This window comes from Polaribacter sp. AHE13PA, assembly GCF_019278505.1.
Lineage (GTDB): Bacteria > Bacteroidota > Bacteroidia > Flavobacteriales > Flavobacteriaceae > Polaribacter.
On sequence record NZ_CP058985.1, the window covers coordinates 3,269,006 to 3,281,937 of the forward strand.

The window sequence follows — 12,932 nt, forward strand, 5'->3', positions numbered from 1 at the left end:
AAAAGCCAAAACAAGTGTTTTGGCTTTTTTTTTATTCAATTAAAGGTAAAATCATTTTTTCTGGAACTACTAAATGTGGAGCTAAATCATGTACAATAGCACGCTCAGTTCTCACTTCTTTAACCAACCAAAAGTCGAATTGTTTTAGATAAGGCAAACCTCCGTAAATTAGTTTTGTAGATTTACTAAAAGTACCAGAAGCAAAATTGTTTTTTTCTATCAAAACAACTTTCATTCCTCTCGATGCTGCATCTAATGCAATACCTGCGCCTGTAAAATCAATACGAATAATTAGTACATCAAATTCAGTAGATTGTAAATATTTTAAGTTAAATTAATAAAAGAATAGTTATGTGAAAACTATTCTTTAACAAAGTACAAAAAATGCAATCTATTCGATTTGTCTTTTTAGAAATATTTTCGGAAACGTATTTTAACTTTTTTTTTAAACCATTTTCACTATTTTTATCGAAAATAAATAAAAATGGCAATATTAGATTTATATCCTAAAGGAAAACACAAACAAGAAATCGGGCATTTTGCAAATATTGTAAAAATTGCAAAAATAGACGGAGAAATTACAGATGATGAAAAAGAATTATTAATACGAATGGGTAAGAACTTAAACTTAACGTTAGATGAGTTTGCTGTTATTCTTAATAATCCAGAAAAATTTCCAACAAATGCACCTGCAAATTATGAAGATAGAATAGAACGTTTGTATCGTTTGGCTAAAATGATTTTGGTTGATGGAGAAGCAAAGTTAATTGAAGTTCAATTGATGAGAAAAATAGCTGTTCGCCTACATTTTTCTCATGATAATGTAGAAAAAGTTTGTGACGAAGCCATTCATTTAGTTTTAAATGAGAATGATTTATCAGATTTTACTAAGGCAATAAAGTTAGTGAACAAGGTTTAATTTTTAATTGCAAACAATTCACAACCTAGAGCTGTGGTTGTCCTGGATGGACGATCTTGCAGAGCAAGATTATGTAATTATTGATGATTTTATAGACAACAACCTTTATAAACAAATTAAAAACTTCCTTTTTGAAAAAATAGATGTTTTTGATAAAGCAGGTATTGGTTCTCTTAACCAACACACAATAAAAAAAAACATTCGTGGTGATAAAACCTATTGGTTAAATAAAGACAGAGATGCGGCACTTAGTGGTTTTTGGAATTTATTAGAAGAAACTAAAAGTACGTTAAATAGGTATTGTTATCTAAGTTTATCTGGCCAAGAATTTCATTTAGCTCATTATCCTTCTGGAGGTTATTATAAAAGACATTTAGATCAATTTGAAGGTAGAAATAATAGAATGATTTCTATGATTATTTACCTTAATGATAATTGGGAAACAGAAAATGGTGGACAATTAGAAATTTTAGATAAAAATAAAAAATTACAATTAGTAGCACCTATTGCAAAAAGATGTGTTTTATTTAAAAGTGATAAAGTACCACATGCTGTTTTAAAATCTTTTAAAGATAGGTATAGTTTAACGGGTTGGTTGCTTTACCAACCAACAAGTTTAGGCCCCTTATTAGGGTAATTATATATTTCTTTTTTATAAGTTACTCAAAACATTATTCCAATATTTGGGAAGGTAAACCATCAATACTTGTTTGGTTTTTATCTTCCCAATACTTTTTAATACCCTCTTTTCCTTGTTCGGTTGCCCAATCATTTAATTCATTTCTTTCGCCTTTATAATCGTAAAACGGAATAGACATTCCGCAAGAAGTTTGTGCAGATGCTATAGAAATGTCAAATATCTGACGCGTTCCTGGAGTTTCTGGAAACAGTGTAATTAAATCATTCCAAGAAGCATCTCCTTCTTTAATTTCTTTTCCTTTACCGTATAATCTAAGAATGTTTGGTGCACCTTCAAAAGCACAAAACATTATGGTAATTCTGTCGTTTTCTAATAAATGAGCAGCAGTTTCGTTTCCGCTTCCGGTAACGTTTAACCACAAAACACGGTTTTCATTCATCACTCTAAAAGAATCCATTCCTTTAGGAGATAAATTAATTCTACCATTATTTGGAGCCGTAGCCACAAAGAATATTTTTTGAACTTCTATAAACTTTTGAAGCCTTGAAGTGATTTTTGTATAAAATTTTGACATAATCGTAATTATTAGTCGACCAAATTACAAAATAACGATTGATAATGTGGTTTAATAATTACTACCTTTAGCATTCTAAACATTTTTTTATGGAATATGGATTTTTATCAGTAATACCACCTATTGTGGCAATCATTTTAGCCTTAAAAACCAAACAAGTGTACATTGCCTTGTTATTAGGTATTTGGTTTTCTTGGTTGATCATAGAAGGTTTTAATCCGTTATCCGGAACTTTGGCAATGATAGAAGGCATGGTAAATGTTTTTCAATCTCAAGGAAATACAAGAACCATTATGTTTAGTGCTTTGGTGGGTGCATTACTAATTTTTATTCAATATTCTAGAGGAGTAGAGGGATTTATTAATATTATCAACAGAAAATTAGTAAAACTAGAAAATAAAAAAACAGGTTATAGTAGAGTAATGGTTCAGGTTTTAGCAACCTTTACTGGTTTATTACTGTTTGTAGAAACTAGTATTAGTTCTTTAACAGTAGGTACTTTATACAGACCAATATTCGATAAATTAGGCATTCCAAGAGAAAAACTAGCCTATATAGCAGATTCTAGTTCTGCACCATCCTCTATATTAATTCCTTTTAATGCTTGGGGCGCTTTTATTATGGGATTGTTGCTAACACAAGGAATTGACAAACCTTTTGCAATGATGATTGCCTCTATTAAATATAACTTTTATCCAATTTTAGCCATCGGAATTTTGTTTTTTATCATCTTATCTAAAAAAGATTTTGGCCCAATGAAAAAAGCCGAAAAAAGAACCAAAGAAACAGGAGCGTTAATGAACGAAGGCTCTACACCAATGATTTCTGATGAAATTACGTCATTTCCTCCAAAAGAAGGAATTGAAGCAAAAGCGTATAACATGATTGTACCGCTTTTAGTCATGGTTTGTATGATGCCAATAAACTTAATCTACACAGGTTGGGATGCTGTAAAAGAGGCTACATCTACTTTAGACCATATAACACAAGCAATCGGAGAAGGTTCTGGTTCATCATCGGTTTTATACGCAGTAATTACTGCTTTACTGGTTGCCATGGCAATGTATTTTATACAAGGAATTATGAAGCCAAAAGAAGCTGTTAATTTAACTTTAAAAGGAATTAGTGAACTCATGCCATTAGCGTTGTTAATGTTGTTGGCATTTGCCATTGGAGATGCTTGTAAAGAATTAGAAACCGGAATTTACGTAGCCAATGTTACCAAAGATTGGTTGTCACCAGAATTGTTACCGGCTGTGGTTTTTATCATTAGTTCGTTTATTGCTTTTTCTACCGGGACCTCTTGGGGAACTTTTGCCATTATGTTGGCAATTTCTATACCTATGGCAAATATTCATGGAGCAGATCCAACTATCGTGGTCGCTGCAACTTTAGGAGGTGGCGTTTTTGGAGATCATTGTTCGCCAATTTCAGACACTTCTATTATATCTTCTATGGCGTCTGCTAGTGATCATATAGACCATGTAAAAACACAATTACCGTATGCCTTAGTTGGTGGCGTAATTACAATTTTAATGTATTTGGCTATTGGTTTTTTAGGCTAAATTAGCTTTTTAACGATCCTTTTTAAGAATTTGGGCGTTACCACAAGGGTCGCGCTTTCCACTATATCTTTTTGAGAAAAACAAAAAGGATGCCTTTGCAATCGCTAACGCGAGCATATTTGCAAACAAACTGTAATTTTGTTTAGTTTGTCATTTCTAAATGAGCTTTTTTAAGCGATTGAAAAACCTCATGATGCTTGTTTGCTTTTTGCTATCAATGCAATAAAACTTCTCTTAACGTAGAAGAAATAATTTTAAAGGTTTTTCAAATTCTACATTAAAATAAAAAACCTCTTTAAATTTTAAAACTTAAAGAGGTTAATAAATATATATGAAAGATCCTTTTACTCAGCTAGAATAGCACGTTTTTTAATGCTATCAATCATACGCAAAGCACCTTCTTTAATAGTGTTTTCTTTAAAGAGAAATGTTTTTTCATACAAAGTATTTCCCTCGAAAAAAGTAACTTGAAAACGGTTGTTTAACTTGAACAACTCTGGTTGAATAAATTCAATTTTAGCAAAAGAATTTGCTGGAAGTTTGTCTAATTTTTTACGGAATAAAGATGTTATTTTAGTCTCAGAAAAGCCTTGTGTAACAACTACCATCATTTCTAAATCAATATTTTTATTATTGATGATATAGACATTCCAATCGTTGGTGTTATAAATATCATTGTATTCATAAGCGATTGCCATTTCTACGTCGGTAACTTCTGGTATTTGAATGTCTTTTTTCATAAAAAATAATCAAGAAAATAATTTATTTGTGTCTTTGTAATTTGGTGTAATTACACCTTTTAAATTATTAACAATAAGGTGTTTAAAAACACTTTCTACACCGTATTTATCAAAAAGATTTATAGGTTCAAAAACTAAACTTTTTAGTTTTGTAAAATACAAATCGCAAAACAAATTAATATTTAAATTTTTGCAAATATACTCTTTTTCTATAGCCTCTTCTAGTAAAGGTTTTAAGTTGGTTTTTATAAAATTGACTTTAAAATCAATAAAAACAGCATCTGCTTTGTGATGATATTTTTTAATTCCATATAAAAAAGTCGGTTGAAAATAGTCTAAATATTGAAAATTGACTTTTTGAATTAAAATTATTTTTTCAATAGGATCTTCTGTAGTTTTTAGAATTTTATCTATTTCGTGCAGGTATTTTTCAATAATAAAACGAACCCCTTTAGAAATGAGTTCGTCTTTAGTTTTAAAGTGTTTGTAAATGGTTTTTTTAGAAATACCAAGTTCGGAAGCGAGCTCGTTCATAGAAAAACGCTTGCTTCCAAACTTGATAAAATTTGTAATAGAACATTCAATAAGTTCTTGTTTACTAACCATTTTAAGTTATTATTTTAAACCTCCACCCAAAGCTTCGTATAAGTTTACAACAGATTGTAATTGTTGTAATCTACTACCAATCACTTTAATTTCTGAGTTTAACGCACTTTGTCTAGCTGTTAATAAGTCTAAATAAGTAGCATAACCATTCTTTAATAATTCGTCAGAATTTTTTTCTGCTTTACGTAAAGCTTCCACTTCGTTTTGTAAGAATTCGTACTTTTTATTTTCAGAATTAAAAGAGTACAAAGCATTTGAAACTTCGTTACCTGCAACTAATAAAGTCTTTTTAAAATTTAAAAGCGCTTGCTCTTGTTGTGCAATAGCAACTTCTTTTTGAGTTTTTAGTTTTCGTTTATTAAGAATAGGTTGTGTTAAACCACCAACTATATTTGCAAATAAAGAGTTTGCATTAAATAATTTATCTAATTCTAAACTTTGCAATCCGCCAGCAGCGGTTAACGTTAAAGAAGGATATAAACTACTTCTAGCAACATTTGTCAATTCGAAAGCACTTATTAAGTTATACTCAGCAGCAATTACATCTGGTCTGTTACTTAGTAATTCTGAAGCAAAACCTAATTTCATTTCAGTGGTTATAGTTTGGTCTTCTAAACTACTTCTTTCGACTTCCTGAGGTGTTTTACCCAATAAAATACTTAATGTATTTTCTGCTCTAAACAGTGCAACTTCTAAATCTACTTCTAATGCTTTTGCATTATTGTATTGTGCAATATTTTGATCTACTGCAACCTGATTTGTTAAACCTGCTTCTTTTAAAGCTTTAATAGTTTCTACCCCTTTTTCTCTAGTTTTAATAGATGTCTTGGTTATTTCTAACTGTGCATCTAAAGCTAAAATACTGTAATACGTAGCTGCAATACTAGAAATCAATTGCGTTTTTACGGCTTGATGTCCGGCAACACTTTGTAAATAAGCTGCTTGAGTTGCACGTTTATTGCTTCGTATTTTTCCCCAAATATCTGCTTCCCAAGAAAGTGATGCAGTAATATCCCATTGATCTGTAGAAGTATCTGTTAAAAATGCTCCAAACTGGGTATTTTTAGATAATTCTTGATGTGTAAGATTAGGACCTACACTTAAAGAAGGTAAATAACCTGCTTTTCCTTGTTTAGCATATGCTTCGGCTGCAACTATTTGTTGAATTGCAATACGAATGTCCATATTGTTTTGCAAGCCTTCTTCTATATATTGCTGCAAATAGGTATCTGTAAACAAGTTTCTCCAAGATACATCTGCCATAGATATACTATCTGATGGCAAATTATCTGTTCTGTACAAGTTTTCTGTTTCTTCTACTGTTGGTCTTGTATACTCTTTGGCAACAAAACAACTTTGTAACGTAAAAGCCATTACAGCTAAAACGACTCCTTTTTGAAGGTTTTTATTTTTTATAATTGATATCATCTTATTCTTCTTCATTTTGTTGAGAAATAACTGCTGGTTTACTAGAAACTTTTTCTTGTAACCATTGAAATAATATAAATAGTATCGGAATTACAAAGACTCCTAAAATGGTTCCTATCAACATTCCTCCAACGGCACCTGTACCGATAGAATTGTTTCCTTCAGATCCAACTCCTTTTGCTAAAACTAATGGCATTAAACCAAGAATAAAGGCAAATGAGGTCATTAAAATAGGACGTAAACGAGATTTTGCTCCATGTATAGCTGCATCAGAAATACTTTCTCCATTTTTACGTCTTTGTAGCGCAAACTCCACAATTAATATGGCGTTCTTGGCGAGTAGACCAATTAGCATGATTAAAGCAATTTGGAAATATATGTTGTTTTCTAATCCAAAAAACCAGGTACTTATATAGGCTCCGAATACACCAAAAGGAAGTGATAATACCACTGCAAATGGTAATAAATAACTTTCATATTGTGCACTTAATAAGAAATACACAAATAGAATACTCAATGCAAAAATAAATATAGTTTGGCTACCCGCACTTACTTCTTCTCTTGTTAAACCAGAATATGCAATGGTGTAGTTACTTGGTAATTTTGCAACTTCTTCTTCAATAACTCTAATAGCATCTCCAGTACTATAACCTTCGTTTGTTGCACCAGTTATGGTTGTAGAATTAAACAAGTTGAAACGCGTTACCGATTGTGGCCCATATACACGTTCTAATTTTACAAACTGTGTAATTGGTGTCATTTCACCAGAGTTTGTTCTTACATACATGCTATTTAAATCATCTACGGTTGCTCTGTCATCTGGCAAAGCTTGAATATATACTCTAAATTGTTTTCCGAATTTTGAAAAATCCGAAGCATAAATTCCCCCTATATACCCTTGTAATGTAGAGAAAATACTACTAATAGGTACGCCTTTTTCTTTTGCTAAAGGCACATTAATTTCCATTTCATATTGTGGGTAATTTGTACTGAAAGAAGATTGTGCATATTTAACTTCTGGATGACTCATTAAAGCCATTGCAAATTCTTTATTTGCTTTGTCTAAGTCTTTAAATTCTCCTCCAAATTTATCTAATAAATTTACTTCGAAACCTGCAGAGTTACCAAAACCTCTAATACTTGGTGGTGAGAAGAAAATAATTTTTGCTTCTGGAATGGTAGCTGCAATTCCGAATAACTTACCTGTAATGGCCTGTACAGAAGTAGAAGGATCTTCACGCTCTCCCCATTCTGCTAATTTTATAATTCCAAAACCATAATTTGATCCAGCTCCACTAATTAAACTTCTACCTTTAATAAAGTTTACGGCAACAATACCGTCTATATCTTTTATTTTACTGTACAAATCTTTAGATACTGCGTTCGTTCTGTCTAAAGAAGCACCTGCTGGCAACTCTATATTTGCAAAAAGAATTCCTCTATCTTCATTAGGTACAAAACCGGTTGGTGTTTGTTCTGATGCCCAAAAAATACCAACAATAGCTAAGACTAATAATAAACCAGATACCCATTTTCTTTTGTATAAGAAATGTAGTGATTTTCCATATCTTTCTACCGTAGCGTTAAAACCACGATTAAATAAAGTGTAAAAACGTTTTAAAGGACTTTTACCTTTTATTTCTTCATCTTCTTTATGTGGTTTTAATAATAAAGCACATAAAGCCGGACTTAATGTTAATGCGTTTACTGCAGAAATAAGGATTGCAATAATTAATGTAACTCCAAATTGCTCATAAAAAACACCTGTTGGTCCAGAGATAAAAGTTACTGGAATAAATACAGCTGCCATTACCAAAGTAATAGATATAATGGCTCCTGAAATTTCGTTCATGGCAGTTAAAGTTGCTTTTTTAGCACTCTTTTCTCCTTCATCTAATTTGGCATGAACGGCTTCTACAACCACAATGGCATCATCTACCACAATACCAATTGCAAGTACTAATGCAAATAGTGTTAATAAGTTAATTGAGTATCCAAAAACATTCAAGAAAAAGAAGGTACCAATAATAGAAACGGGTACAGCTATCGCAGGAATTAATGTAGATCTAAAATCTTGTAGGAAGATAAATACCACTAAGAACACCAATAAAAAGGCTTCTAATAATGTATGTATTACTTTTTCTATAGATGCATTTAAAAACAAACTTGTATCGTAAGGCACAAAAACATCTAATCCTTCTGGTAGGTCTTTTTTAACAGACTCTAACGTCTCTTTAATGTTTTCAATAATTACTTTTGCATTAGAACCTTTAGTTTGAAAAATCCCCATAAAAACCGCAGGATTTCCTTTACTCATTGCATTAGAAGCATAAGATTGTGCATCTAATTCTATTTCAGCAACATCATTTAGACGCAAAAATTGTCCGTTACCTAATGCTTTTATAATAACATCTCCATATTGTTTTTCTTCTTTAAAACGACCACTATAGGTTAATGTATATGAAAATGATTCTCCACTATTCTGACCTAAAGAACCTGCAGCCGCTTCTAAGTTTTGTTCTGCTAAGGCTGCTGTAATATCTGAAGGAATTAAATTATAAGCTGCTAATTTTTCTGGTTTTAACCAGATTCTCATGGCATAATCTTGTTGAGAGAATACACTTACATCTCCAACACCACTAATACGTTGCATAGCAGGAATTACGTTTATTTTTAAATAATTCTGAATAAAAGTAGCGTCGTAATTGTCGCTTTCAGAATACATAGAAATAAACATTAATGCACTAGTTTCTTGCTTTTGTGTTGTTACACCAGTTTGTACAACCTCTGCAGGTAACAATGGTGTTGCTCTAGCCACACGGTTTTGAACGTTTACTGCAGCAATATCTGCATCTATTTCTTGACTAAAATAAACAGTTATTTCTGCTGTACCTGTGTTAGATGCTGTAGAGGTAATGTACGTCATACCTTCTACACCATTAATTTGCTCTTCAATAGGTATAATTACACTTTCTAAAACTGTTTCTGCGTTGGCTCCAGCATAAGAGGCAATTACCTTTATGGTTGGTGGAGCAATATCTGGGTATTCTTCTATTGGTAGGCTTGTAACGCTTATAATTCCAAGCAAAACAATGATAATAGAAATTACGGTTGAAAGAACGGGTCTTTCAATAAATGTTTTTAACATAACTAAATAAGTTTATGGTTTGCTAGTTTTTAAATAAAGTTTCTACAGGTTTAATTGCATCATCAAAAGGAGTGTCTTGTGGTGTAATAACGGTACCACTTCTTAATTTACCAACTCCAGATACTAGAATCTTGTCTTTTAAATTGATTCCAGATTCAACTACATATAAATTACCTACTACTGCTTTTATTTTAATAATTGAAGCTTCAGCTTTGTTACCTTCTCCTAGTTTAAACAACATAATATTTCCTTGTTGTTCATAAGTTGCTTGTTGTGGAACAACAATTGCATTCTCGAAGACGGTTGGAATTTGAATTTTACCACTATTTCCATTGGTTAATAGTTGGTTAGGATTGTTAAAAACAGCTCTTAAACTAACAGTACCTGTATTTTTATTTACTTGTCCTGTACTTGTTTCTATTTTACCTTTTTCTGCATACGTGCTTCCGTTTGCCAATACTAAATTGATTTCAGCATAATTTGCCAATTTTTCTTCTAAGTTTTTACCTTCTGCATTTTGTAAAAAGTCTAAGTATTCACTTTCGTTTAAACTAAAAAAGGCATATACTTTACTAATATCACTTACTGTTGTTAATGGAGTTGGGTCTGCAGGACTCACCAATGCGCCCTCTCTGTAATTAATAGCACCTACATAACCATCTACTTGACTTCTAATAGTTCCGTAAGCGATACTTGCAGAAACACTACTATAGTTTGCTTTGGCTTGTGTTAAATTTGCTTTCGCAGTTTCTAATTGAACCGAACTAATAATGTTTTTTTCTACTAACGGTACTAATTTGTTCACTTCTACTTGTGCAACATTAATACGCGCTTTTGCTGCACCAGCATCTTGACTTAAAGACTGAGTTTCTAGTCTAAATAATACTTGGCCTTTACGTACTTTCTGACCTTCGTCTACCATTACTTTTTGTATGTATCCAGATACTTTTGCTCTAACTGCACTGTTTACAACTCCTTCTAAACTTGTTGGGTATTCATTGTAACTTGTAACTGTTTTTGGTTGCATGGTAACTACAGGAAAAGAAGGTGCAGGACCTTGTGCTGCTGTGGCTGGTTGCTCTTTGTTGGTGCAACTTGCAATTACTAAAAATACACCTAGTGATAGTAATGATAATAATTTATAATGTTTCATTTTTTGTCTTGGTTTAAATATCGAATTTATTATTGTCTAGTTTTAATTTTAATTCCTCTACAGAGGATGTAGCTCCGTCTATAAATTTTATATAATCGTCATGAAAATTTAGATCGAATTTTTCACTTTCATTTTCAATTTTATTCCTGTTTATAGTTTCTTTATAATTTTTTATTTCTAAATGCATTTCACGTTCTTCTTTCCACTTATGTATCATATTATCTATATGTTGAAGAACCATTCCTTTATTAATGATAAAATATTTTTTACGATCACCAGTTTTGGTGAAATACACTATTTTATGTAAATCTTGTAAATGATTAAGGTGTGTAGAAATAGTGCTTTTACTAGCACAAAGTATGGTTACCATATCTTCAAAAGTGACTCCTTTTTTACCTGTTAAAATGATGTAGGCTAAAATACGAGCTGCAACAGGGGCTAATTGTTCTCTGTCTTCTAAATGCACACCTAGTTTTTCTACCAAGGCCATTTTTATTTTACAGATTTCTTCTTTCATTTTATTTGCTTTAAGACTGTTTTTAAAGAGCAATTATTTATTAACAGTCAAATTCTTTGCAAAGATATATTTTTAGTTCGGAACAAACCGAACTTAACGAAGTTAATTTTTTGTTAAAGGAAAAAGCCGATAGTAATATCGGCTTTAAATTTTGTAAAATGTAAGTTTAAATGTGTTTTTTATCCGCTAAAAGCGGATAAAAGTCTAGATAATAAGCTTTTTAATAAGTTTTCTTTTGTAACTATAGAATTACCAAAGTTTATAAAACTCTTCTTTAGAGATAACATCTCCGTCACATTCATCTATGGTTAATGTGCCTTCGCACAAACCACCAAATTCATCTTCTAAGTGGTCTTCATTATATTTAGTAACTTTTTCGTTTTTATAAACCGTAATTTGTTTTAAAACTTCGTCTGCATCATTGGTTTCAAAATACCAAGTTGAGGTTCCCCAATCTGCATATTCATCATCTCTTTCTTCGTCCCAAAATTGTGTAAAATATTTCATTATCTAAATTATTTTTTACTATTAAAATTCACAATACCGATTATACAAACTTGTTAACTCTTTCTCTGCTAGGTTTTATAAAACAGATTTAAATTGTTCTAAGAAACGTTTATCGTTTTCATAAAACATTCTAATATCAGGAATTTGGTATAACAACATGGCAATACGTTCTATTCCCATTCCAAAAGCATAACCAGAGTATTTAGTTGGATCTATGTTTGCATTTTTCAATACATTAGGGTCTACCATTCCGCATCCCATAATTTCTAACCAACCGGTACCTTTTGTAATTTTATAATCTGTTTCTGTTTCTAATCCCCAATAAATATCTACTTCTGCACTTGGCTCTGTAAACGGAAAATAAGAAGGACGTAAACGTATTTTAGATTTACCAAACATCTCTTTAGTAAAGTACAAAAGTGTTTGTTTTAAATCGGCAAAAGAAACATCTGTATCAATATACAAACCTTCTACTTGATGAAAAATACAATGTGCTCTTGCAGAAATATCTTCATTTCTAAAAACTCTACCTGGAGAAATTGTTCTTATCGGTGGTTTATTTTCTTCCATATATCGTACTTGTACAGAAGAAGTATGTGTACGTAGTAAAATATCTGGATCTTGTTCTATAAAAAACGTGTCTTGCATGTCTCTTGCCGGGTGATATTCTGGCAAGTTTAAAGCTGTAAAGTTGTGCCAGTCATCTTCTATTTCTGGACCTTCAGAAACGGTAAAACCAATTCTATTAAAAACATCAATAATTTGGTTTCTTACTAATGAAATTGGATGACGAGAACCCAAGTTAATAGGCTCTGAAGGGCGTGATAAATCTCCATAAAAAGATTTGTTACTCGTAACACTGTCTAAAGACTCGCTTAACTCGGCAACTTTTCCTTCTGCAGATTTTTTTAAATTATTTAATGCTTGTCCAAAATCTTTACGCAACTCTGCGTCTACATTTTTAAATTCAGCAAATAAATCCTTAAGTAAGCCTTTGCTACCTAGGTATTTAATTCTAAAAGTTTCAACTTCTTCTTTTGTGGTTGCGTTAAATGATTTTACATCACCAATCAGTTCTTTTACTTTATCTAACATTACATACTAAATTAGGTCGCGAATTTACACATTTTTATTT

Annotated in this window: 12 protein-coding genes and 1 pseudogene; 3 read left to right on the forward strand and 10 right to left on the reverse strand. The window is 31.5% G+C overall.

Features of this window, described 5'->3' with window-relative positions:
- Positions 1–34 precede the first annotated feature (34 nt).
- Positions 35–328, reverse strand: a pseudogene (locus H0I28_RS14165) (FAD-dependent oxidoreductase); the annotation flags it as partial.
- 156 nt (positions 329–484) lie between these two features.
- Here H0I28_RS14165 and H0I28_RS14170 point away from each other — a divergent pair.
- Positions 485–919 carry a TerB family tellurite resistance protein gene (locus tag H0I28_RS14170; protein WP_218732093.1) on the forward strand — a complete coding sequence of 145 codons (435 nt, stop codon included), beginning with the start codon at positions 485–487 and terminating at the stop codon, positions 917–919.
- A 46-nt stretch (positions 920–965) separates the two neighbouring features.
- A complete protein-coding gene (locus H0I28_RS14175) occupies positions 966–1,556 on the forward strand; it encodes a 2OG-Fe(II) oxygenase (protein ID WP_218732094.1) in 591 nt (196 codons plus the stop codon).
- A 34-nt stretch (positions 1,557–1,590) separates the two neighbouring features.
- Here the strand turns inward: H0I28_RS14175 and H0I28_RS14180 are convergent, their stop codons facing one another.
- A complete protein-coding gene (locus H0I28_RS14180) occupies positions 1,591–2,133 on the reverse strand; it encodes a pyridoxamine 5'-phosphate oxidase family protein (protein ID WP_218759496.1) in 543 nt (180 codons plus the stop codon).
- A gap of 89 nt (positions 2,134–2,222) precedes the next feature.
- Between H0I28_RS14180 and H0I28_RS14185 the strand changes: the two genes are divergently transcribed.
- Complete coding sequence (locus H0I28_RS14185; RefSeq protein ID WP_218754884.1) at positions 2,223–3,698, forward strand: Na+/H+ antiporter NhaC family protein; 1,476 nt, start codon at positions 2,223–2,225, stop codon at positions 3,696–3,698.
- A 344-nt stretch (positions 3,699–4,042) separates the two neighbouring features.
- Here H0I28_RS14185 and H0I28_RS14190 read toward each other — a convergent pair whose 3' ends face one another.
- From H0I28_RS14190 to pheS, 8 genes are all read right to left on the reverse strand, one after another.
- Positions 4,043–4,438, reverse strand: coding sequence for a hypothetical protein (locus tag H0I28_RS14190; protein ID WP_218732097.1), 396 nt, complete (start codon positions 4,436–4,438; stop codon positions 4,043–4,045).
- A 9-nt stretch (positions 4,439–4,447) separates the two neighbouring features.
- On the reverse strand, positions 4,448–5,044 hold the full coding sequence (locus H0I28_RS14195) for a TetR/AcrR family transcriptional regulator (protein WP_218732098.1): 597 nt from the start codon (positions 5,042–5,044) through the stop codon (positions 4,448–4,450).
- 9 nt (positions 5,045–5,053) lie between these two features.
- Positions 5,054–6,472, reverse strand: a complete 1,419-nt coding sequence (locus H0I28_RS14200; RefSeq protein ID WP_218759497.1) for an efflux transporter outer membrane subunit — start codon at positions 6,470–6,472, stop codon at positions 5,054–5,056.
- Between the two features lies 1 nt (position 6,473).
- Positions 6,474–9,620: an efflux RND transporter permease subunit gene (locus H0I28_RS14205; protein ID WP_218732100.1), complete on the reverse strand. Its 3,147-nt coding sequence runs from the start codon at positions 9,618–9,620 to the stop codon at positions 6,474–6,476.
- A gap of 22 nt (positions 9,621–9,642) precedes the next feature.
- Positions 9,643–10,773: an efflux RND transporter periplasmic adaptor subunit gene (locus H0I28_RS14210; protein WP_218759498.1), complete on the reverse strand. Its 1,131-nt coding sequence runs from the start codon at positions 10,771–10,773 to the stop codon at positions 9,643–9,645.
- A gap of 13 nt (positions 10,774–10,786) precedes the next feature.
- Positions 10,787–11,290 (reverse strand): GbsR/MarR family transcriptional regulator, encoded by a 504-nt coding sequence (locus H0I28_RS14215; RefSeq protein ID WP_218759499.1) that lies wholly within the window; start codon positions 11,288–11,290, stop codon positions 10,787–10,789.
- Positions 11,291–11,539: 249 nt separating this feature from the next.
- The gene (locus tag H0I28_RS14220) at positions 11,540–11,797 is read right to left on the reverse strand and encodes a hypothetical protein (RefSeq protein ID WP_218732103.1); all 258 of its coding nucleotides are present in this window, start codon (positions 11,795–11,797) and stop codon (positions 11,540–11,542) included.
- Between the two features lie 75 nt (positions 11,798–11,872).
- Positions 11,873–12,892, reverse strand: coding sequence for a phenylalanine--tRNA ligase subunit alpha (pheS, locus tag H0I28_RS14225; RefSeq protein WP_218732104.1), 1,020 nt, complete (start codon positions 12,890–12,892; stop codon positions 11,873–11,875).
- Positions 12,893–12,932: the final 40 nt, after the last annotated feature.